The 21,793-nt window shown below is 68.6% G+C and carries 21 protein-coding genes; 9 read left to right on the forward strand and 12 right to left on the reverse strand.

From position 1 onward, the window contains the following. Window positions 1–80: 80 nt before the first annotated feature. The 3 genes from IAE60_RS08110 to ahpC form a co-directional block, all read right to left on the reverse strand. The gene (locus IAE60_RS08110) at window positions 81–1,052 is read right to left on the reverse strand and encodes a LysR substrate-binding domain-containing protein (RefSeq protein WP_187574487.1); all 972 of its coding nucleotides are present in this window, start codon (window positions 1,050–1,052) and stop codon (window positions 81–83) included. Window positions 1,053–1,108: 56 nt separating this feature from the next. Then, window positions 1,109–2,695, reverse strand: coding sequence for an alkyl hydroperoxide reductase subunit F (gene ahpF / locus IAE60_RS08115; RefSeq protein WP_187574703.1), 1,587 nt, complete (start codon window positions 2,693–2,695; stop codon window positions 1,109–1,111). Window positions 2,696–2,931: 236 nt separating this feature from the next. After that, window positions 2,932–3,495, reverse strand: coding sequence for an alkyl hydroperoxide reductase subunit C (gene ahpC / locus IAE60_RS08120; protein ID WP_187574488.1), 564 nt, complete (start codon window positions 3,493–3,495; stop codon window positions 2,932–2,934). A 386-nt stretch (window positions 3,496–3,881) separates the two neighbouring features. Between ahpC and prmC the strand changes: the two genes are divergently transcribed. The 3 genes from prmC (at window position 3,882) to IAE60_RS08135 (ending at window position 6,378) form a co-directional block, all read left to right on the forward strand. Beyond that, the gene (gene prmC, locus IAE60_RS08125; protein WP_187574489.1) at window positions 3,882–4,754 is read left to right on the forward strand and encodes a peptide chain release factor N(5)-glutamine methyltransferase; all 873 of its coding nucleotides are present in this window, start codon (window positions 3,882–3,884) and stop codon (window positions 4,752–4,754) included. A 30-nt stretch (window positions 4,755–4,784) separates the two neighbouring features. Continuing rightward, entirely contained in the window at window positions 4,785–5,726 is a 942-nt protein-coding gene (gene pip, locus IAE60_RS08130) for a prolyl aminopeptidase (protein WP_187574490.1), read from the forward strand. 232 nt (window positions 5,727–5,958) lie between these two features. Continuing rightward, entirely contained in the window at window positions 5,959–6,378 is a 420-nt protein-coding gene (locus IAE60_RS08135) for a DUF4019 domain-containing protein (protein ID WP_162110477.1), read from the forward strand. A gap of 21 nt (window positions 6,379–6,399) precedes the next feature. Here the strand turns inward: IAE60_RS08135 and IAE60_RS08140 are convergent, their stop codons facing one another. The 3 genes from IAE60_RS08140 to IAE60_RS08150 all read right to left on the reverse strand — a co-directional run bounded on the left by IAE60_RS08140 (window position 6,400) and on the right by IAE60_RS08150 (window position 8,501). Next, window positions 6,400–6,966: an NUDIX hydrolase gene (locus IAE60_RS08140; RefSeq protein WP_187574491.1), complete on the reverse strand. Its 567-nt coding sequence runs from the start codon at window positions 6,964–6,966 to the stop codon at window positions 6,400–6,402. A 40-nt stretch (window positions 6,967–7,006) separates the two neighbouring features. Then, window positions 7,007–7,852, reverse strand: a complete 846-nt coding sequence (locus tag IAE60_RS08145) for a 5'-3' exonuclease (RefSeq protein ID WP_244966716.1) — start codon at window positions 7,850–7,852, stop codon at window positions 7,007–7,009. Between the two features lie 67 nt (window positions 7,853–7,919). Next, window positions 7,920–8,501, reverse strand: coding sequence for a nitroreductase family protein (locus IAE60_RS08150; protein ID WP_187574492.1), 582 nt, complete (start codon window positions 8,499–8,501; stop codon window positions 7,920–7,922). 153 nt (window positions 8,502–8,654) lie between these two features. Here IAE60_RS08150 and IAE60_RS08155 point away from each other — a divergent pair, with 153 nt between their 5' ends. Further along, window positions 8,655–10,949 (forward strand): DUF1631 domain-containing protein, encoded by a 2,295-nt coding sequence (locus IAE60_RS08155; RefSeq protein WP_187574493.1) that lies wholly within the window; start codon window positions 8,655–8,657, stop codon window positions 10,947–10,949. A 76-nt stretch (window positions 10,950–11,025) separates the two neighbouring features. Next, window positions 11,026–12,132 carry an NAD(P) transhydrogenase subunit alpha gene (locus tag IAE60_RS08160; protein WP_187574494.1) on the forward strand — a complete coding sequence of 369 codons (1,107 nt, stop codon included), beginning with the start codon at window positions 11,026–11,028 and terminating at the stop codon, window positions 12,130–12,132. A gap of 16 nt (window positions 12,133–12,148) precedes the next feature. Here IAE60_RS08160 and IAE60_RS08165 read toward each other — a convergent pair whose 3' ends face one another. The 3 genes from IAE60_RS08165 to IAE60_RS08175 are packed head-to-tail and all read right to left on the reverse strand — an operon-like array spanning window position 12,149 to window position 13,551. Further along, window positions 12,149–12,592 (reverse strand): DUF3106 domain-containing protein, encoded by a 444-nt coding sequence (locus IAE60_RS08165; protein WP_187574495.1) that lies wholly within the window; start codon window positions 12,590–12,592, stop codon window positions 12,149–12,151. 3 nt (window positions 12,593–12,595) lie between these two features. Further along, on the reverse strand, window positions 12,596–12,985 hold the full coding sequence (locus IAE60_RS08170) for a hypothetical protein (RefSeq protein ID WP_187574496.1): 390 nt from the start codon (window positions 12,983–12,985) through the stop codon (window positions 12,596–12,598). Beyond that, complete coding sequence (locus tag IAE60_RS08175) at window positions 12,982–13,551, reverse strand: RNA polymerase sigma factor (RefSeq protein ID WP_187574497.1); 570 nt, start codon at window positions 13,549–13,551, stop codon at window positions 12,982–12,984. Before IAE60_RS08175 ends, IAE60_RS08170 begins: the two co-directional genes overlap by 4 nt. Window positions 13,552–13,796: 245 nt before the next feature. On the opposite strand from IAE60_RS08175, the gene IAE60_RS08180 reads away from it, so the two are divergent. Genes IAE60_RS08180 through IAE60_RS08190 form a run of 3 tightly spaced genes read left to right on the forward strand, consistent with a single transcriptional unit; the run spans window position 13,797 to window position 15,987 of the window. Then, window positions 13,797–14,093, forward strand: a complete 297-nt coding sequence (locus IAE60_RS08180) for an NAD(P) transhydrogenase subunit alpha part 2 (protein ID WP_093296220.1) — start codon at window positions 13,797–13,799, stop codon at window positions 14,091–14,093. A 14-nt stretch (window positions 14,094–14,107) separates the two neighbouring features. After that, window positions 14,108–14,599: a hypothetical protein gene (locus IAE60_RS08185; RefSeq protein WP_187574498.1), complete on the forward strand. Its 492-nt coding sequence runs from the start codon at window positions 14,108–14,110 to the stop codon at window positions 14,597–14,599. Beyond that, window positions 14,596–15,987, forward strand: a complete 1,392-nt coding sequence (locus tag IAE60_RS08190; RefSeq protein ID WP_185895397.1) for an NAD(P)(+) transhydrogenase (Re/Si-specific) subunit beta — start codon at window positions 14,596–14,598, stop codon at window positions 15,985–15,987. The genes IAE60_RS08185 and IAE60_RS08190 overlap by 4 nt, the downstream gene beginning before the upstream one ends. A 28-nt stretch (window positions 15,988–16,015) precedes the next feature. Here IAE60_RS08190 and IAE60_RS08195 read toward each other — a convergent pair whose 3' ends face one another. Both IAE60_RS08195 and IAE60_RS08200 read right to left on the reverse strand, forming a co-directional pair. Continuing rightward, complete coding sequence (locus tag IAE60_RS08195; protein WP_187574499.1) at window positions 16,016–16,906, reverse strand: helix-turn-helix domain-containing protein; 891 nt, start codon at window positions 16,904–16,906, stop codon at window positions 16,016–16,018. A gap of 382 nt (window positions 16,907–17,288) precedes the next feature. Beyond that, window positions 17,289–20,225: a TonB-dependent receptor plug domain-containing protein gene (locus tag IAE60_RS08200; protein WP_187574500.1), complete on the reverse strand. Its 2,937-nt coding sequence runs from the start codon at window positions 20,223–20,225 to the stop codon at window positions 17,289–17,291. Window positions 20,226–20,472: 247 nt separating this feature from the next. On the opposite strand from IAE60_RS08200, the gene IAE60_RS08205 reads away from it, so the two are divergent. Continuing rightward, complete coding sequence (locus IAE60_RS08205; protein ID WP_187574501.1) at window positions 20,473–21,258, forward strand: DUF1223 domain-containing protein; 786 nt, start codon at window positions 20,473–20,475, stop codon at window positions 21,256–21,258. Between the two features lie 20 nt (window positions 21,259–21,278). Here IAE60_RS08205 and IAE60_RS08210 read toward each other — a convergent pair whose 3' ends face one another. Further along, window positions 21,279–21,767 carry a hypothetical protein gene (locus IAE60_RS08210; protein WP_187574502.1) on the reverse strand — a complete coding sequence of 163 codons (489 nt, stop codon included), beginning with the start codon at window positions 21,765–21,767 and terminating at the stop codon, window positions 21,279–21,281. Between the last annotated feature and the right edge of the window lie 26 nt (window positions 21,768–21,793).

Below are 21,793 nucleotides of genomic sequence, written 5' to 3' on the forward strand. Positions count from 1 at the left end.
AGGAAACGGGCGACGCGTCGCCGCGCCGCCCATCGGGGTCCTGTTTTGCGTGCCTACCGTAGCCCGGAAGGCGGCGGGGTTCAAGCCGCCTGCGGAGGCGACGACGCAGGCGGCGCGACGTCGGCGGTTGGCGTAGCCGGCACGGGCGCGTCCGGCTGGAACAGGCCAGGCGGCAGTTCGCGGAACACCTGCGCGAACACCTGCAGGAATCCGCTCATCGCCGAGCTCTTGCGCCACACCATCGCGATCCGTCGGCTGGGATGCGAATCGCTGAAGCCGAGCAGGTGGATGTTCGGCGAACGCGCCACGGGCGGCTTCACCGCCAGCGTCGGCAGCAGGGTGATGCCCACGTCCGCCGCCACCATCTGCCGCAGGGTTTCCAGGCTGGTGGCACGGAACTCGGATTTCTCGTTGGCGCCGGACAGGCGGCACACATCCAGCGCCTGCTCGCGCAGGCAGTGGCCGTCCTCCAGCAGCAGCAGTTGCTGGTGCGACAGTTCGGCCAGCGTCAGCGACCCGCGCTGCGCGAGCGGATGCGATTCGGGCACGGCCAGCAAGAAGGGTTCCTCGAACAGGAACTCGGTGTGCAGCTGGTCGTCCGCCACCGGCAGGGCCAGCAGCCCCGCGTCCAGCTTGCCCTCGCGCAGCCGCGACAGCAGCACATCGCTCTTCTCCTCGACCAGCAGCAGTTCCAGGTGCGGGAAGCGCGCGCGGATGCGCGGCACCACATGCGGCAGCAGGTAGGGCCCCAGTGTGGGGAACATTCCCAGCCGGACGGTGCCGGCCTCGGGGTCCTGGCTGCGGCGGGCGGCTTCCTTCATCTGCTCGACCTCGGCCACGATGCGGCGCGCGCGCTCGGCGGCATCGCGGCCGGCCGGTGTCAGCATGACCTTGCGCGGCGCGCGCTCCACCAGCGGCACGCCCAGTTCGTCCTCCAGCTTCTTGATCTGGGTGGAAAGCGTGGGCTGGCTGACGTAGCACGCGGCGGCGGCACGACCGAAATGCTTGTGGTCGGCCAGGGCCACCAGGTACTTCAGGTCGCGCAGATTCATCGGAAGCCTTCTTCAAGGAGCGCGGAGCGGCGCGGGCGCACCGCCCGCGCGATGCATCATGCCGCCACGGCGTCCGCGGTTTCCACCGGGGCGGAACTGCGGATCAGGTGGTCGAAGGCGCTGAGGGCGGCCTTCGAACCCTCGCCCATGGCGATGACGATCTGCTTGTAGGGCACGGTGGTGGCATCGCCGGCGGCGAACACGCCCGGCACGCTGGTCTGGCCGCGGTCGTCGATGACGATCTCGCCGCGCGGACTCAGTTCCACGACGCCCTTCAGCCACTCGGTGTTGGGCAGCAGGCCGATCTGCACGAAGATGCCCTCCAGTTCCACGCGATGCGTGTCGCCGCCCACGCGGTCCTTGTAGACCAGTCCGGTGACCTTGCTGCCGTCGCCCAGCACCTCGGTGGTCTGCGCGCTGGTGACCACGCGCACATTGGGCAGGCTGTGAAGCTTGCGCTGCAGCACCTCGTCGGCGCGCAGTTTGCCGTCGAATTCGATCAGGGTGACCTGCGCCACGATGCCGGCCAGGTCGATGGCCGCCTCGACGCCGGAATTGCCGCCGCCGATCACCGCCACGCGCTTGCCCTTGAACAGCGGGCCGTCGCAGTGCGGGCAGTAGGCCACGCCCTTGTTGCGGTACTCGTTCTCGCCCGGCACGTTCATCTGCCGCCAGCGCGCGCCGGTGGACAGGATCACGGTCTTCGACTTCAGCGACGCGCCGTTGGCCAGGTGTACTTCGACCAGGCCATCGGCGCCGGCCGGCACCAGCTTCTCCGCACGCTGCAGGTTCATCACGTCGACCTGGTAGTCCTTGACGTGCTGTTCCAGCGCGGCGGCCAGCTTTGGGCCTTCGGTGTAGGGCACGGAGATGAAGTTCTCGATGGCCATCGTGTCCAGCACCTGGCCGCCGAAGCGCTCGGCCGCCACGCCGGTGCGGATGCCCTTGCGCGCGGCATAGATCGCAGCCGCCGCGCCGGCGGGGCCGCCACCGATGACAAGCACATCGTAGGGCGCCTTGGCCTTGATCTTCTCGGCCTCGCGCTTGCCTGCGTTCGTGTCCAGCTTGGCGACGATCTCTTCCACGCCCATGCGGCCGGCGCCGAAGACCTCGCCGTTGAGGAAGATGGTCGGCACCGACATCACTTCGCGCTGCTCGACTTCCTGCTGGAACAGCGCGCCGTCGATGGCCACGTGCTGGATGTTCGGATTCAGCACCGCCATCAGGTTCAGTGCCTGCACCACATCCGGACAGTTCTGGCACGACAGCGAGAAGTAGGTTTCGAAGCGGTATTGGCCGTCGAGCGAACGGATCTGCTCGATCACGTCCTGCGCCAGCTTCGACGGATGGCCGCCGACCTGCAGCAGCGCCAGCACCAGCGACGTGAACTCGTGGCCCATCGGCAGGCCGGCGAAGGTCAGATGGATGTCGTGGCCCGGCGAGGTCAGCGAGAAGGACGGTGTGCGTTCGCCGCCACGCTGCTCGGTGACGCTGATCCTGTCCGACACCTCCTTCAGGTCGCGCAGCAAGGACTGCAGCTCGGCCGAGGCGTCGCTGTCGTCCAGGAACGCGGTGATGTGGATGGGGCGCACGGCCTTTTCCAGGTAGGCCTGCAGCTGCGTCTTCAGACTGGCGTCCAGCATGGCGAACGTCTCCGTGGAGGAATAGGGGGAAGTGAGGTCAGGCATTTGCAGGAGCGGCATGCGCCGGGGGAGGGAGCCGGCCAGGGAGGGGAACCGGCAAGCGGCACATGCCGCTGCTGCAAACGTCCGTCGGGAAGGCCGACCTCCGGGCGCGTGGCCCGGAGGTGGCGGGAAGCGGATGACGCGGTACTGCGGCGGCGCATCCGCGCGGGGATGCGCCGGTGCTGCGGCGAGGCTTAGATCTTGCCGACCAGGTCCAGCGACGGGGCGATGGTCTTGGCGCCTTCCTTCCACTTGGCCGGGCAGACCTGGCCGGGGTTGGCGGCGGTGAACTGCGCGGCCTTCAGCTTGCGCAGGGTTTCCGACACGTCGCGGGCGATCTCGTTGCTGTGGATCTCGGCGGTCTTGATGACGCCTTCCGGGTTGATGACGAAGGTGCCACGCAGGGCCAGGCCTTCTTCTTCGATGTGCACGCCGAAGGCACGGGTCAGCTGGTGGGTCGGGTCGCCGACCAGCGGGAACTGGGCCTTGCCCACCGCCGGGGAGGTTTCGTGCCACACCTTGTGCGAGAAGTGCGTGTCGGTGGTGACGATGTAGACCTCGGCGCCGGCCTTCTGGAACTCGGCGTAGTTGGCGGCGGCGTCTTCCACTTCCGTCGGGCAATTGAAGGTGAAGGCGGCCGGCATGAAGATCAGGACCGACCACTTGCCCTTCAGGGTGCCGTCGGTGACCTCGACGAACTCGCCGTTGTGGAAGGCGGTGGTCTTGAACGGCTGGACCGGGGTGTTGATCAGGGACATCGGAAATCCTCGTGTGGAGTGGGATGGGTGTGGTGAAGCGATGGCGCCATGGTAGACAGGGTCTATTGATATCTCAAATCGATTAATGGAATTGAATCAATAGGCTATAGCTATGAAATCGTGAGACACCGTGGATCTGACTCGGGAAGATGATCTTCTTGGCCTGAATCTGTGGCCCAAGACGCTGTTTTTCAAGGGATTCACATGGCAGGCAGCGCCCGTCCATCGCGACGATCAGCTACGAGACCCGAGGCGTTTTCGGGGCGAACGACCCTCGCAAAGTCGACGTCCGCGCGGCGGATGCCGGGACACGATTGAGCACCATGATGGTGCGGCGCAGCGATGAGGCCCATCGGGGACGCCGGCGGCCCGGTACCATGCGTGCGATGACCGCCCATCAGCCCCCCGTACGGATCGACTCCGCCCTGCGCGCCGCCGCGACGCGCCTGCCGGGACCGGAGGCGCGCCACGAGGCGGAACACCTGCTGTTGCATGTGCTGGGTCGCGACCGTGCCTGGCTGTTCGCGCACGGGGACGCGCGCCTGACGGACACCGAGACGGCGGCGTTCGACGCCCTGCTGACGCGCCGCATCGCCGGGGAGCCGGTGGCCTACCTGACCGGCCATCGGGGCTTCTGGACCCTGGACCTGCAGGTGTCGCCCGCCACGCTCATTCCGCGCCCGGAGACCGAGCGGCTGGTCGAACTGGCGCTCGAGCGCCTGTCGGCGGACAGGCCATTGCGCGTGGCCGACCTCGGCACCGGCACCGGTGCGATCGCGCTGTCGCTGGCGAGCGAGCGCCCGCAGGCCCGTGTCATAGCGACCGACCTCAGCGCCGACGCGCTCGCCATCGCCCGCATGAACGCCGTGGCGAACGGCATCGCCCATGTCGAATTCCGCCAAGGCAGCTGGTGGACGCCGCTGCGGGGCGAGCGCTTCCACCTGATCGCCAGCAATCCGCCTTATATCGCCGACGGCGACGCCCACCTGACCCGGGGCGACCTGCGCTTCGAGCCGACGACAGCGCTGGCGTCCGGCACGGACGGTCTGGATGCCATCCGTGAGCTGATCGCCGGGGCACCGGGCTTCCTGGTGCCGGACGGCTGGCTGTTGCTGGAGCACGGTTGGGATCAGGGCGCCGCCATCCGCGCGCTGATGACCGCTGCGGGTTTCGTCGACGTGGCCACGGAGAGGGACCTGGAACAGCGCGACCGCGTGACGCTGGGGCGGCTGAGGGAAGTGCAGGACGCGAGCGGCTAGACTGTCGCTTTCATCCAGGACGGGCTGCCCATGCGCACGCTGTACCCCGACATCGAACCCTTCGACACCGGTACGCTGAAGGTCGACGACCGCCACACGCTGTACTACGAACAGTGCGGCAATCCCCAGGGCAAACCCGTGGTGCTGCTGCACGGCGGGCCGGGCGCAGGCTGCAGCCCGAAGATGCGCCGGTTCCACGATCCCGCGAAATACCGCATCGTGCTGTTCGACCAGCGCGGCTCCGGCCGCTCGACACCGCACGCGGACCTGGTGGACAACACCACCTGGGCCCTCGTGGCGGATATCGAGAAATTGCGCGAGACGCTGGGCATCGAACGCTGGCAGGTGTTCGGCGGCAGCTGGGGCTCCACGCTGGCGCTGGCCTACGCCGAGACCCATCCGCAGCGCGTCACCGAACTCGTGCTGCGCGGCATCTTCATGCTGCGACGCTGGGAACTGGAGTGGTTCTACCAGGAAGGCGCCAGCCGCCTGTTCCCGGACGCCTGGGAGCACTACATCACCGCGATCCCGCCGGTGGAGCGCCACGACCTGATCTCGGCGTTCCATCGCCGCCTGACCTCGGACGACAAGGCCACGCGGCTGGCCGCCGCGAAGGCCTGGAGCGTGTGGGAAGGCGCGACCAGCTTCCTGCACGTGGATGCGGACTTCGTCAGCGGGCACGAGGAGCCGGAGTTCGCGCTGGCCTTCGCGCGCATCGAGAACCACTACTTCGTCAATGGCGGCTTCTTCGAGGTCGAAGACCAGCTGCTGCGCGACGCACCGCGCATCGCCGGGATCCCGGGCGTCATCGTGCATGGGCGCTACGACGTGGTGTGCCCCATCGCCAATGCGTGGGACCTGCACAAGGCCTGGCCGAAGGCGAAGCTGGAGATCACCCCGGCCTCGGGCCACTCGGCATTCGAAGCTGAGAACGTCGACGCCCTGGTGCGTGCGACCGACGCCTTCGCCTGAGGGAACGATGCAAGACGGCGTGTGCGGCAGGGTCTGCGCGCACGCATGTCCATGAGGTGTGCCTGCACGTGAGTTGAGGATGGGTGCGTGCCGTATGCGGCGGTGCTGCCCGCGTGAGTTGGCGGGTATCCATGCGCCGTTTCGCCTGCTGTGCCGTGTCTGTGTGTCCGGGGACGCGGACGATTTCCGATGAAGCCTCTGAGCGCATGATGCCGAGGGTGCGATGGGGGCGATGGCAGAGCAGGACGTGGTCTCGGAGATCGGGTCGCCCCGCATCGGGCTGGAGGATGTGGATGTCGCCCGGCTCGGCATGGCGGCCCTGCGCCTGATCCGCGTGGTTGAGCACGGGGATGTGGGGAAGATGTGGGATGCCGCCTCGGCGCTGCTTCGAAGACATCAGACCCGTGACGCCTTCATCGCCTCCATCACCTCGCATCGTCGCGCGCTGGGATGGGGCATGGAGCGGCGCTGGACTGCCGCACGGATCGATCGCCCGCGCAGGGGGCCTGCCCAGCCGCCGGGCACCTATGCCGTGCTGGAGTTCTCCTGCCGGATGGGGGCGTTGGGCCTGCCGTATCGGGAACGGGTCACGCTCCGCTACGAAGAGGGCGGGGTATGGCGCTTGACGGGGTACCAGGCCCGGCCCGACTGAGCCTGTCCGGGCGCGGCCTGCTCAGGCGCGCGGAGTGCCGTCCAGATTGTGGTCGATCATCCACAGGCCCGCCCAGAGTTTCGCGTCCAGTTCGTAGCCTTCGCCGATTTTCTGCGCCAGCCACGCGGCGGCGTGTGCGCGGGGAATGGCGTGCACGGTGATGTCCTCGTCGCCATCGCCGCCGCCTTCGCCCACCTTGCGCAGGCCGGTCGCGCGGACGAAGGCGATCTTCTCGCTGCTGCTCCCGGACGAGGTGGGGCCGATCATCAACACTTCGGCGTGCGCGGCGGTCCAGCCCGTCTCTTCTTCCAGTTCCCGGATCGCCGAGACCTCGATGGATTCGTCGGCATGGATGTCGCCGACCAGGCCGGCCGGCATCTCGATGGTCGGCGCCTGCAGCGGCACGCGGAACTGCTCGACGAACAGCACCTCGTCGTCCGGCGTCACCGCGATGATGATCGCCGCCAGGCCCCCCGCGTGCGCACGTTCCACGTACTCCCACGTGCCGCGCACCATCATGCGCTGGTATTTGCCCTGCCAGACCACTCTGACGGGTGCGTTGCGCTTGTCGTCGTCGCGTCGGTCCATGTGGGGATGCTATCGGGTGAGGGTGACGTTTTACAGACGATCAGTAAGCCGGATCATCCAGCCCCGCCGCCGCCCGCAACCGCCGCCGTGTCATCGGGCCGAAGCGCAGCGCATCGGACAGGCCCGCGAGCATGTCGCCATCGGCCGGGCCGCGGGCGTGGCCGTGGGCGATATCGCCCAGGGGGGCGTCCAGTGCGATGGTGGTCAGTTGTCGCCAGAGCAGGGCGTGTTCGCGCTGTTCGCGCAGGCGCACGGCCATCGTGGCGGCGCCGCGCAGGCGCAGGAAGGCGACTTCGTCCACGCGTGCCAGCAGGGTGTCGAGATCGCCGAAATGCGCCAGCAGGACGGCTGCGGACTTCGCACCGATGCCGCTGACGCCCGGAATGTTGTCCACCGCATCGCCGGTCAGGGCGAGGTAGTCGGCGATCTGCCGCGCCTCCACGCCATGCCGTGCCTTCACGCCGGCCATGCCCCAGCGCTGGCCGCGCGCGAAATCCCATTGCTCGTCGTGGTCGCCAAGCAACTGGGAGAGATCCTTGTCGGCCGACACGATGACGCCACGGAACCCATCCGGGCGGGCAGCATGCAGCGCGCTGCCGATCAGGTCGTCGGCTTCGTATTCGCCATGCGACAGCACGCTCAGCCCCAACGCCGCGCACAGTGCCTTGCAGTGGGTGAACTGCCGGCGCAGTGCGTCCGGCGCGGGATCGCGGTTGGCCTTGTAGGCCGGATACAGCCGGTTGCGGAAGCAGCTGTCCAGCGCCTCGTCGAACGCGATCGCGATGTGCGCGGGACGCTCCTTCTCCAGCAGCTCCAGCAGGAAGCGCGCGAAGCCGTGCACCGCGTTGGTGGGCCAGCCGTCGGCATCGTGGAATTCGTCCGGCATCGAATGCCAGGCGCGGAACACGTACAGGCTGGCGTCGACCAGGTACAGCGGCCGCGCAGGAAACGCCTCAGGCACCGGGCGTCCAGTCCGTGAGCAGCAGGGCCGGATCGGGGCGCTCGCGTTCCGGTGCTTCCATTTTCGGCGTGCCTATATGGATGAAGCCGGCGATGCGTTCGTCGGCCGACAGGCCGAGCGTGGCCGCGACGGCGGCGTCGTAGGCCATCCAGCCGGTCAGCCATTGCGCACCGAAGCCCAGCGCCTGCGCGGCCTGCAGCAGGGCGAAGCAGACGCTGCCGGCCGTCAGCAGCTGTTCCTGCTCGGGCACCTTGTGCCCCGGCGTGAGCCGCGCCACCACGGTGACGATCACCGGCGCATGAGAGAAGCGTGCGCGGTCTTTCTCCACGACGGCATCGGCCGCATCGGGTTGCAGATGCAAGGTGCGTGCCGCAAGCAGGTCGCCCAGCGCATGGCGGGCTTCCCTCTGCAGGCGGATGAAGCGGAACGGCACCAGTTTGCCGTGGTCCGGCACGCGCACGGCCGAGGCCAGCATGCGCAGCAGCGTGGCGTGGTCCGGGCCGGGCTCGCCGAGTTGCTTCGACGGCACCGAGCGGCGTGTATCGAGGACGTGCAGGGGATCGGTAAGCGACATGCGTCAAGTTTACCGTGTCACATCTTGTTGCATGGCACTAAAATGCCGAGCGCATCACGGTTGCCCGTGCGGCGGATTTCCTACGATGTCATGGCGGATCCCCGGTCCGCATCCCCCGAACGCCTTTCGCCCTCACGGGCGGAGACCCTGCGCATGTCGAACGTCTTCAATATCGCGGACCGCCCCGGGCGCGACACGCGCCTGCTCGACCAGGCGCGCGACGCGGCGATCCCGCCGCTGGTGGACGCCTTCGCCATAGCGCTGGGCCGGTTCGACGACGCCCTGTTCGACCGCGCCGAGCGCGCGGGCCCTTCGCAGATGGCGTTCCTGGATGCGATGCGCGAACTGCGTCGTCGTCGCGAAGACATCGTCGTGCGCTTCCGCGCCCACCTGCAGCGCGCCTGGAAGGCCCTGCAGGAGGGACAGCCCCTCTCAATGGAGACCGCATTCGCACAGGGGGCGGACGACACCCTGACCCTGGTGACGGACCAGGAACTCGAATCCCGGCTGGCGGTGCGCAACCTGGCCAGCGTCATCCAGCGCGATTGCAAGCCGGTGCTCCTGCGACTGGATCGCCGGCTCGGCTGGATCGCCGGCGACGTGGCGCTGGACAGCGACCTGAATCCCATCGGTCCCGAACACATCGGCGTGGCGGTCCACCAGGCCTTCTCGGCGTGCGACCTGGCCCCGGAGGTCAGGCTGGTGGTGATCAAGCTGTGCGAACGCGACCTGGTCCCGGCGATCGCCCGGATCTACGCGGCGCTCGACCAGCGGCTCGGCGGCGGTACCGCGCCGGAGCCAGCGGCGCGCCGTGCCTCCAGGCCCGAGGCTGCGCGCGAGCTGGAGGACCTGATCGCCGACGAGGAGCCGGGCGCCCCGGCCTGGGCGGCGCGCTTCCTCAACCGCATGGCGGGCGTGAACCGTGGCCTGCAGGCCGCACATGCCGGCGCGCAGTCCCCCGGCTTCGGCGAGGTGCCGCCCGGTTACGCCTCCGCGCCCGGCGCACAGGGCGTCCTGCTGGAGGCGCTGCATCACCTGCTGCAGGAATCGCGCCGTGGCCGTGACGTGCAGGACGAGGCCCCGCGTCCGGCGCATCCGCAGCGCGACTTGTCGCAGCGCGAGATGCTGTCGGTGCTGTCGCTGCTGCAGAGTTCCCCCAGCGCCACGCTGCGCGCCGCCATCGGCGACACCGGCGAGTCGCTGTCGCAGCGCCTGAAGAACGAAGTGCTCAGCAGCGCGATGCAGCTGGGCGTGGATCCCGCCACGGCGCGCCTGGCGCCGGTCGACGAGGATGCCATCGACCTGGTCGGCATGCTGTTCGACGTGATGCTGGACGAGCGCGATCTGGAAGGCCGTCCGCGCGAACTGATCGGCCGCCTGGTGGTGCCGTTCGTCAAGGTGGCGCTGCTGGACCGCCGCATGTTCGTGCAGAAGACGCATCCTGCGCGCCGCCTGTTGAACGTGCTGGCCGAGGCCTGCGAGGGCAACAACGGCGAGAGCGCCGCCGAACGCACGCTGTTGACCAAGGTCGAGGAGGTCATCGACCGACTGGTGGCCGAGTTCAACGAGAACCTGGCGATCTTCCTGACGCTGGAAGAGGAATTCCGCGCGTTCCTGGAACAGCACCGTCGACGCATCGAGATCGCCGAGCGCCGTGCCGCCGAGATCCAGCGCGGCCAGGAGCGTCTGGAAGCCGCGCGCACGCGCATGGCCGCCGAGCTGGACGAGCGCTTGGCCGACCGCCGCGTGCCGCAGGCGATCGAGGATTTCCTGCGCCAGCCGTGGGCCCACCACGTCACCATGACGGTGTTGCGCGAGGGCGAGGAGGGCGAGGGCCTGCGCGAATCGCTGGCGCTGGCCGACGGGCTGCTGGAAGAACTGACCGAAGCGCAGCGCCACGTGATCGGCAAGCCGTGGCTGCAGGCCTGGAGGCCCGCGCTGCTGAAGGTGTTCGCCAGTGTTGGCCTGAACCAGGATGCCGCAGGCGGGGCCGTCGACGCGCTGCACGACACGCTGCAGGCGGTGGCCGCGGCGCGTCCGGACCTGGAAAAGGCACTGCCGGAACTGCCCCAGGTGGTGCTGCCCAAACCGGCCGTGGACGAAGAGGCCACGCCCATCCAGCTTGTCGGTGGCGCCGACACGCTCGATTTCGACCACAGCGATGCGGACCATTTCCGCGGCCTGCCCATCGGCACGTGGCTGGATTTCATCGACAAGGACAACAAGGTCCAGGCCGGCAAGCTGTCCTGGGTCAGTCCCATTTCCTCGCGCCTGCTGTTCGTCAACCGGCGCGGCGTGCGCTTCTGCGTGGCTTCGCCGGAGGAGCTGGCGGCCATGGTCCGTCTGGGCCGCCTGCGCACGCACCAGAGCGAGGACGCGTTCGACAGCGCGATGCAGGGCGTAATCGAACGCCTCGAGCCCACGCCCTCGGCGGGCATCCCTTCCTGATCGCGCCGGGCGTCCGCGCGGCGCCGTCGCGCTCTGTTAGCATCGCCGCAGCGATGACCTAACGACGAGGGGCGCCATGGCGGTCGAAGTTCGGGTACTGAAGGAAACCGCGCCCGGCGAGCGCCGGGTGGCCGCCACGCCGGAGACGGTGAAGAAGCTGGTCGCCGCCGGTGCGCGCGTCGTCGTCGAGCGTGGCGCAGGCGCAGCTGCCGGCTTCATCGATCAGGCCTACGCCGATGCCGGCGCTGCCGTGGACGATGGCGAAGGCCGGGCGCAGGCCGATGTGCTGCTCTGCGTGCAGCCGCCTCCTTCCGATGCGATCGCCGGTTTCAAGGCGGGCGCCACGCTGGTCGGCATGCTCCAGCCCACCGCCGATCCCGTGCGGGCCGATGCGCTGCAGGCGCGTGGCCTGCAGAGTTTCCCGCTGGAACGGCTGCCGCGCACCACCCGTGCGCAGGCGATGGACGTGCTGAGTTCGCAGGCCGGCATGGCCGGCTACAAGGCGGTACTGATTGCGGCGCAGCTCGCCCCGCGCTTCTTCCCCATGCTGACCACGGCCGCCGGCACCATCCGGCCCTCCAAGGTGCTCATCGTCGGTGCCGGCGTGGCCGGGCTGCAGGGCGTGGCCACGGCCAAGCGCCTGGGTGCGCAGGTGGAAGGTTTCGATGTGCGCCCGGAAACGCGCGAACAGATCGAATCGCTGGGCGGCAGGTTCCTGGACCTGGGCGTGAGTGCGGCGGGGGAGGGCGGTTATGCACGCCAGCTCACCGAAGAGGAACGCGCCCTGCAGCAGCAGCGCCTGGCCGACCATCTCAAGGGCATCGACGTGGTGGTCTGCACGGCGGCGGTCCCCGGCAGGCCGGCCCCCAAGATCATCACCGCCGCGATGGTCGCCGGCATGAAGCCCGGTAGCGTCATCGTGGATCTGGCGGCGGAAACCGGCGGCAACTGCGAGCTCACCCGCCCCGGCGAGACCTACGATGCCCAGGGCGTGACGATTGCGGGCCCGCTGAACCTGGCCAGCCTGGGCGCGGTGCACGCCAGCGAAATGTACGCCCGCAATGTGTTCAATTTCGTGTCCCTGTTCGTCAAGGACGGTGCGTTGCAGTTCGACTGGAACGACGAACTGCTGGCGAAGACCGTGTGGCCGGAACGGTCCGACGCGTCCGCGCAAGCGGCCTGACGCGGGCGAAACCGGATCAGCGCTCTTCCCGCGACGGGCGCCGCCGCGGTGCGTTCTCCTGCATCCACGCCTCGCGCTGCTCGGGCGTCATCTTCTTCCACTGGTCGCGCAGCGCGGCGCGCTGCTCGGGCGTGAGTTCCTTCATCCGGCCGTAGAGCGCGCGGGCCTGTCGGCGCTGTTCCGGACTCATGCCTTCGAAGCGCTTCATCCCGTGGCGTGCCTGTGCGCGCTGCTCGGGCGACAGGGCCTGCCAGCGCTGCGCGCGCTCCATCATGCGGGGACGGTCCTCGGGTTCGCGGTTCCAGCGGTCGCGCAGGGGAGCGATCAATGCCTCGCGCTGCTGCGGCGTAAGCTTTTCCCAGGCGGGCAGGGGCGCGGGCGGCGGCGACTGGGCGAACGCCTCGGCAGACGCGAGGGCCAGCAGGCCGAGGACGAAGAGGCGGGCGATACGGGTTGTCATGGGTCACTCCATCGCAAGGGGCTGTGCCTCGGCGGAAGCCAGCCACAGGTACAGGTCGGGGTCTTCTTCCAGCGTGCCAGCGGCGGTTTCGTCCAGCGTTTCGCCGTCGGTCGAGGCCAGCGGTGCGGGCGTCGTCACGCCGGGGGAGGAGGGGGTGGGCGCCTGCGGCAGGAACTGCAGGCCGACGCCGACCGCCAGCACGGCGGTGAACGCGGTCGCGGTGAGCCAGCGCCATGGGCGCGCGTCGCCGGACGCCGGCGCGGCGCGCTGGGCCTCATGGCGGGCGGCGCGCAGGCGCGCCATTGCCTGGGGCGACATCTGCGCCAGCGACGCGCGATGCAGGGTGCGGGCCTGCGCGTCGAAGCCGCCGTCGTCAGGGGTATACGGGTTCATCGGAATTCCTCCAGTTGCTTCTGCAGGGCGTCTCGCGCACGGGACAGGTGGGTCTTCACCGATCCCTCCGAGCAGCCCATGACGCGCGCGGTGTCCGCCACGTCAAGTTCTTCCAGCACGCGCAGCGTGAACGCTTCGCGCTGGCGTGCCGGCAGGCCGCGCAGCGCTCTCACCAGACGCGCGTAGGCCTCGCGCTGGTCGTGCGCCTGCGAGGGTCCCGCGCCCAGGTCGGGCGCCCAGTCCACCGGGCCTTCCTCGCCACGGTCGCCGGTGGGCAGCAGCCAGCGCAGCCGGAAGCTGGCGCGGCGCTGCAGGTCCACGATCCGCCGCCGCAGGATGCTCCAGAACAGCGGGGTCCATTCTTCGGCGGGGCGGTCTGCGTAGGCCAGCATCTTCATCATGGCGTCCTGCACCGCATCCAGCGCGTCCTCGCGCTGGCGCAGCCCGGCCTCGGCGAAACGGAACGCCCGCGGGCCGATGTCGGCCAGGAACCGTTCCAGCGTCGCCGCCGGTACGGGGGACGACACGGTGTCCGGCGACGGAGGGGGGGCGGTGCTCACCAACATAGCTTAGCGGCCGGTGCCGTGAATCAGCCGCGATCCGACCACGGGTGCGGGCGATGCGGATGCGCAGTGGCGGGGACGGGCGTCAAGGTCAATCCTCCGTGGATACCGCAGGCGGGAACGCGCCACGGCGCGTCCGGTTGACACGCCCCCGCTGGGGCCCCGGTGGATTCAGGTATGGTTATGATGCGGAACACGCCCCGCCCCTGCGCGGTGGTGCCGACAACGTGGACAGGATGGGGGAGCGGATGAGCGACGGGTTCGTGGCGCTGTACATCTTCATGCTGGCGGCCATCGCCGGGCACGTGATCATTTCGCGGGTGCCGGTGATCCTGCACACGCCGCTGATGTCGGGCTCCAACTTCATCCACGGCATCGTGCTGATCGGCGCGATGGTGGTGCTGGGCCACGCCGATACGACGCTGGAGAAGGCCATCGGCTTCATCGCCGTGCTGCTCGGGGCGGGCAACGCCGCGGGTGGCTACGTGGTCACCGAGCGGATGCTGGAGATGTTCAAGAGCAGCAAGCCCGCGGGTGGCAAGTGAGCAGCACGCCGATCATGCCCGCGCGCGCCGGCGCCACCGCGCGCGACCTCTTCCAGTGGTTGAGCTACCTGCAGTACCCGGCGTTGCTGGTGGCGCTGGGGTACGGGGCCAAAGCGGGCTGGTCGCTCGCGATGGCCGGCACAGACATCGGGGCGACGGTCTACGACGATTTCAACTATGTACTGCTGTACGCCGGCATCGGCATCGGCCTGTCCTCGCTGCAGGACCCCACCAGAACGCAGAACGACGTCTCCAGGCGCGTCTGGCAGGACCCGCGCAAGGGACGCTGGATGCTCCTCCTGCTGTCCTTCTACACGCTCACCTCCATGGTGGCCGGACTGGTCGGTGCGTATCTGGCCGATACGACAGTGGTGAACCAGTTGTCGTTGGGACTGGTGGCGTTCGGCCTGGGCATGGTGGGACTGCTGAAGACCGCCATCGAGATGCGTGAACACCATCGGCTGGACAAGCAGGTCGCGTCGTCTTCCGGGGGGAGCCAGGCATGATGAGTGCGTTGACGCTGGTGAAACTGAGTTACTTCGTGGCCGCCACGCTGTTCCTGCTGGGCCTGCAGCGCATGGCCAGCCCCAGGACCGCGCGCAGCGGCATCCAGTGGGCGGGCGTGGGCATGCTGATCGCCACCATCGCCACGTTCTTCCTGCCGGGCCTGCACAACATCGGCCTGATGGTCGCGGCCATCGTGATCGGCGTGGGCCTGAACTGGGTCTGGGGCAAGAAGGTCGCCATCACCGACATGCCGCAGATGGTCGCGCTGTTCAACGGCATGGGCGGCGGTTCCGCCGCGGCAATCGGCGCGGTGGAGCTGGTGCGCTATTCGGCCGGTGAGCCGGCACCGTCCACGTTCACCCTCTCGCTGGCGGTCATCGGCGCGCTGATCGGCGCGGTCTCGCTGACCGGCTCGGTGATCGCCTGGGCCAAGCTCGACGGGCGCATGGACAAGCGCTATACCTTCCCGGGACAGCAGTGGTTCAACGCGCTGGTGGCGCTGGCCGCCATCGCCTGCGGCGTGATGGCGCTGACCACGCTGGCGATGCCGTGGATCATCGCCTTCTTCGTGCTATCGCTGGCGCTGGGCGTGCTGATGACGCTGCCCATCGGTGGTGCCGACATGCCGGTGGTGATCTCGCTGTACAACGCCTTCACCGGCCTGGCGGTGGCGTTCGAAGGCTATGTGCTGGGCAACGAAGCGCTGATCATCGCCGGCACCATGGTGGGCGCGGCCGGCATGCTGCTGACGCGCCTCATGGCCAAGGCGATGAACCGCAAGATCAGCAACGTGCTGTTCTCCAACTTCGGCGGCGGCGGCGCGGCCATGCAGGAGATCGGCGGATCGATGAAGCCCATCGAGGCCGCCGACGTCGCCGCGATGATGGCCTATGCCGAACGCGTGGTGATCGTGCCCGGCTACGGCCTGGCGGTGGCGCAGGCACAGCACAAGATCTGGGAGCTGACGCAGAAGCTGATGGAGCGCGGGGTAAAGGTGAAGTTCGCCATCCACCCGGTCGCCGGCCGCATGCCGGGCCACATGAACGTGCTGCTGGCCGAAGCCGGCGTGCCCTACGACCTGATCGCCGACATGGACGACATCAACCCCGAGTTCGCCAACACCGACGTCTCCCTCGTGATTGGCGCCAACGACGTGGTCAACCCGGTGGCGAAGACCGACCCGGCCAGCCCCATCTACGGTATGCCGATCCTCGATGTGGTGAACAGCAAGAACACCATCGTCATCAAGCGCGGCAAGGGCACCGGTTTTGCCGGCATCGAGAATGCGCTGTTTTACGCTGACAACACCCGCATGCTGTACGGCGATGGTTCCGAGATGGCCAATGCGCTGGTCAGCGAACTGAAGGCGCTGGACGGCGGGCACTGAGCCCGCCGGCCCGCGCGCGTCCTGTTCGTCAGGCGGCCGCAGGCTGGGGCACTTCGTTGCCGTCCTCCTGTCGCAGGCGGCGGACTTCCGAAGTGGTGCGGCCGAAGGCGTTCTTGAACGCGCGGCAGAATGCGCTCTGGCTCTCGAACCCCAGCATCCCGGTGATCTCGCAGATCGGCAGACCCGTGCCGCTGACCATGTCCCACGCCTGGCGTTCCCGCAGGCGCGCGGCGTATTCGGTGGGTGTTTCCCCGAACACGCTGCGGTAGATGCGGATGAGGTGGCAGGGCGAGTAGTTCGCCATGCCGGACAGCGCATCCAGGTCCAGCCGCACGTCGGGGTTGCACTCGATCGCATGGCGCACGCGCAGCAGGCGCAGCAGCGTCTGCTGCCTCCGTGCCAAGGTGCGGCCGTTGCAGCGGGCCAGGCAGGCCTGTAGATCGATCTGCAGGTCGCCCAGCGCGGAATGCAGGGCTTCGAGCAGCGTGGCGGGGTCGCCCGGCGTGCGTGCATCGCCTGCGTGGCCGTCGCGGGCGATCCGTGCGAGCAGGCCCGCCGCGTCGCGGCTGGCGCGGCCGCGCCAGGGCAGCAGTCCGGTCGCCGGCTCGCGGGTCTGCCCCATGCGGTCCCATGCGGCCACGGACGCACAAAGCGCGAGCCATCCGCGCGGACCGAGTGCGCGGCAGCGCAGCGCGCCGTCACGCCACACCTGCATGTGGCGCGCGGGCAGGGTCCAGTGGCCGCTGGTGGCGGACAGTGCCAGTGGGCCTTGCAACGGCCACCACAGCGACATCCATCCGGCAGGTGTATCCACCTGGATGCCGCGGCCGCGCGCGTGCAGGACGTGGAAGGCATCGCCGGGAAGCCGGGAGAGATCGAGGCTGTCGCCGAATCTGAGGCTGTAGTGGAGCGTGCGCATCGTATTGGCCCTCTGCATGCATGCGCTGGAGGCATTGCATCAAGGCCACTCTAGGCGGCATTGGCGCGGGATTTGAGGGCCAATCCGCTGCCCTGCGCAGGAGCCAATGCGGCGCCCCGGCTCCTTTTTCTAGGTCGCAAAAAAGAACGCCCGGCCGGGCCGGGCATGTCCACCTGAAGGGCAGGACGTTCCTCTGCAGGGAACTGGCGCCCGGTCTGGCCGGGAGAGCGGTGCGGCGCTGTGGACGCATGCAGCATCGCGCAGTGCACGGGCGCGCATGGTGCAGGGGCAGCGCCCGCCATGGACCGCATGCGCGCGATGGATGTGCACGTGCTGCGCGCGCCGCGTCCGGCCCCAGGACGGGACCGGGCGCGGGCTTCACTCAAAAGCGCTGCAGATACTTCATGTAGAGAAAGCGGCCGATGTCGTACTGGCCGTGGTAGGACACGTTGGCGCTGGGCTGGCTGTAGAACTGCGGACCCTCGCGGTCGAACACGTTGTTGGCACCCACCGAGATCGTCGCATCCCACGGCGCAGTCCAGCGCAACTCGATGTCGTTGAACGTCACCGAGCCGCGCTTGTGCACCGCACGCGACTGCGCCGGGTTGGCGGCGACGAAGCCGGGATCGCTGCATTCGTCTGGGAACAGGGCTGCGGACAGGCAGGTCTCCTTCTGCGAGGAGTAGTAGCGGGCGCCCCAGGTGGCGCCGAAGCTGCCGAAGGTCCACGTCAGGTTAGCGTTGGAGCGGACGCGGAATGTCCCGATGAAACCGGGCGAGGTCGCGTAACCGACCAGCTGCTGCGGCAGGGTGGCGGGGTTGGTGTCGGTCTTGATCTCGTCGCGCGCGGTGTAGGTGGTCTGCCAGACCAACCGGAAATCGCCCGCCGCTTCGGTGGCAAGGCGGTAGCTCAGGTCCAGGTCGTAGCCTTCCGTTTCGCGGTAACCGGCGTTGATGCCGTTGAAGGTCAGGTTGTTGACGAAGCCGAGCACCGGATCGCGGGTGAAGGCGGCGCAGCGCGCGGCATCGTTCTGGATGTAGCAGTCATTGAGCATCTGCATGGGCGTGTCGGCCACGATCGTGTCTTCGATGCGGATGTTCCACCAGTCCAGGCTGACGTTCAGGCCGCTGGCGAATCCCGGGCTCCACACCACGCCCAGCGTCTTCGATTCGGACGATTCCGGCAGCAGGTCCGGGTTGGAACCGTTGAAGAACGCCACTGGTGTCTGCGAGTTGGGCGATCCGGCCGGGACGAAGCCCTGCGCGAGCTGGCGGTAGGTGTCGGCGTTGGCGATGTCCTGGGCGCAGCGTGCGCGGACCGCTGCGTTGCCCGCCGACGCCCCGAACAGCGTGTCGCAGGGATCGGTGAAGAAGCTGAAGGTCTGCGAACCCCCGCCGTACAGGTCGTTGATGGTCGGCGCGCGGAACCCTTCGGCGTAGGTGCCGCGCACGAGCACCGAGTCGACCGGCTTCCACTTGAAGCCGACCTTGCTGTTGGTGGTATCACCGAAGGTATCGTAGTCCGAATAGCGCGTGGCTACGCTGAAGCTCAACTCCTCGGCACCGGGCAGGTCGGCCAGCAGGGGGATCGACAGCTCGGCATTCAGCTCGTCCACGCGATAGCTGCCTCTGGTGGGGCCTGCGGACAGGGTGGTCGAGTTGCCCGTCACCGCCATCGCGTCGGGAATGAAACGGCCGGATTCCTTGCGGCTTTCCACGCCCACGGCGAAGCCCAGCTCGCCGCCGGGCAGCGCGAAGAGCGAGCCCGACAGGTTGGCGGTGAATGCTTCGGTCTCCGTCTCGCCGGTCGAGTTCAACGTCTGGAACAGGTAGTCGATCAGCGCCCGGTTGTCGGTCAGCCCGCCGTCACCGGCGCGGCCGAAGGGGATGAACGGGTTCCATGCTACGCAGTCGGTCAGCGGGATCGGGTTGGTCGGCGTGCCGCATTGCACCTGGCCGTTGGCGTTGAGGAACGACGGACCCACCGCCCGCGCCACGCGGGCCAGGTTGAGGTTGCCGTAGTTCTCCTGGTGGACCTTGTTGTTGTTGTACAGGTAGTTCACGTCCCAGTCGTAGAACCGTTCGCCCGCCTGGAAGCTGCCCTCCAGTCCCACAGTGAAACGCCAGGTGGTGGAGGTCGGCTTGTCCACGCGCGGGATCTCCCACGTGCGGCGCGCGAAGTTGACGGCCGTCGGTGCGGCGTAACCGTGGTGCGTGCCGACCGGGTTGTAGTAGCTGTCGGCCGACATCATCAGCCCGAACGACGCGCTCTGGAATGGATAGCCCGCAATCTGCCTTGCAGCCTCGCGCTGGCTATACAGCATGCTGCCGCGCAAGCGGATGTCCTCGGTGAGGTCGAAGCTGCCATCGACGAACAGCGAGCGGCTCTCGAGCGGCGTGCGCAGATGGGTCTGCTGGTTGGGGTTGCTCTTGTCGGCGGTGGAACCGGCCGGATCGGCCGCGCTGGTGCCGGTATTGGTGTTGAGCGCATGGAAGTTGCCGATGTCGCGCCAGTCGGCGCCGGCGTCGAGCACGCGATTGCCGCCGAGGGACGCGGGAAGATTGATCACGCCCCACTGGCTGACCGTCGTCCATCCGCGCGTGGGATGCCACTGGCCCTGCGGATAGGCCGAATACGGCCGGTCGCGGGCCATGACCTCCTCTTCCTTGCGGTACTCCACCGCGGTGGTCAGCGAGCCGCGGTCGCCGTTGAAACCCAGTACGAAGTCGGCGCGGGTGATCTTGCCGTCGCCCTCGTCGTACTGGCCGTGATAGAGCTGCGCCTGCGCGCCCTCCACGCCCGAGCGGGTGATGATGTTGACCACGCCGGCGATGGCGTCGGAGCCGTAGATCGAGGAGGCGCCGTCCTTCAGCACCTCGATGCGTTCGACGGCGGCGGTCGGGATCAGCGAGATGTCCTGCAGACCGCTGGTACTGGCGCCGATGCGCTGGCCGTTCACCAGCACCAGCGTGCGCGCGGTGCCGAGGTTGCGCATGTCGATGAACTGTCCACCCACATTCTCGCCGGACGACAACGGCATCGCGCGGCTGATCGCCGGAGCACCGGTGGCGGAGATGTTCTGCAGGATGTCGGCGATGGACTGGAAACCCTGTCGCTCGATGTCGTCCCGGCTGATGGTTAACACCGGCGCGGCGCTCTCCATGTCGACCTGGCGGATGCGGCTGCCGGTGACCTCGATACGGTCCAGCGTGGTGGGGTCCTGCGTGCTGTCCTGGGCGGCCGCGGCGCAGGTGTAGATTGCGGTGGCGGCGAGTGCCACGCGGATGGCCTCGCGCAGTGGGCTGTGCTGCAACGTCATGGGAAGCTCCGTGATGGGTGGAAGGCGCCCGCGCTGCGTCGGCGGACTTCCGTCAGCATCACGAGTTCTTAACCCCGGGATTGCGCGCACCACGACGAAAACGATATGCGCGGCTTGATCATCCGGACCGGCGCCTCCACGCGGCGCGTGCAGCGATATCCCGGGCCACGACTTGCGCAGCGCCTGCACAACGCTCACGGGGGCGCGCCGCTAGCGTCATGCCTTCCATTCACGCCTGGGAGTCGCCATGCTGCGTAGTGCATTGCGGGCCGTCTGCTGGATCACGGGCATTGCCGCCTGCATGGAAGCCGATGCGGCGTGTTCGATGACGAGCGGAAGCGGGCGTGCGCCGTTGGTCGAGCTGTACACCGCCGAAGGCTGCAGCGAATGCCCCGCAGCGGATCGATGGCTGTCGTCGCTGGCGACCCGGCCGCCAGACCAGCGGCCCGTGCTGTTGGCGCTGCACGTGGACTACTGGGACGATATTGGCTGGCCCGATCCGTTCGCCGCACCGCTGCATGGCAGGCGACAGGAGGCCCGCGTCCTGCTTGCCGGCAAGCGCGTGGTGGTAACGCCCCAGGTGATGATGGGTCGGCACGTGCCGGTCGACTGGCGTGATGCAGGCGCGTTCTCGAGGCTGCTGGCGGCGGAGCGTTCCCTGCCGCCGGACATCGATCTCTCCCTGGATGTCATGCGCGGGCAGGGCGAACTGCGGGTGACGATCGGCGCATACACGCGGAAGGCGACCGCCTCGTCACCGCTGCTGTGGCTGGCCCTCTATCAGGATGGCCTGAGTAGCCGGGTGACGGCCGGCGAGAACGCCGGCAGGCGGCTGCGGCACGACCGGGTGGTAAGACACCTGCAGGGGCCATGGCAGGTCCTCGGCGACACATATGCCAGCGAGGCCAGCGTGCCGCTGCCTGCGGATGCGGACATCGGCGCGATGGGCCTGGTGCTGTTTGCCGAGTCGTCCGTGACCGGCGAGGGACTGCAGGCGATGGAATTGCCGCTGTCGGCATGCGGGCCGGAATGAACGTGCACGCCCTCCCGTCGTCAGCCGGACGCCGGGCTGCGCAGCACGCGCGCGGCGGCGAATGCGCAGGGCGTGCCCACCAGCGCCATATGCGCAGCCAGGTGCGCCAGCTGGCTCCATTGCCACGCAGGCCATTGCCCGTTACCTGCGGCGGAGAGCGGCACCACCACGTAGGTCATCGCCAGATAGAGCGCTGCACCGTAGAGCGGTCCGAACAGCCAGGGGCGCCGGGCCAGTGCGGGCCAGATGCGCGCCACCCGATAACAGGCCCACGCCATCACCAGCACGATGCCGTAGTGCGACAGCGCGCCGAGCACGGCCGCAGGCGCGCCGACCGAATAGGCTTCGCGCCCCAGCCACCCCGAGGCGATGGATTGCAGGATGCGCACCGGTGGCACCCCTTGGGCACCCCAGAAGGTGAGGGCGTACAGCAGGTCGAGCGAGCCCGCGACGGCGGCGGCGAGGAACAGCGTGGGAGCGACGGCACGGCGGAAGCAGGAAGGTGTCATGTGCATGCGGATGGGGCATCTGGGCT

It is taken from the genome of Pseudoxanthomonas mexicana (assembly GCF_014397415.1).
In the GTDB taxonomy this organism is placed as follows: domain Bacteria; phylum Pseudomonadota; class Gammaproteobacteria; order Xanthomonadales; family Xanthomonadaceae; genus Pseudoxanthomonas_A; species Pseudoxanthomonas_A mexicana.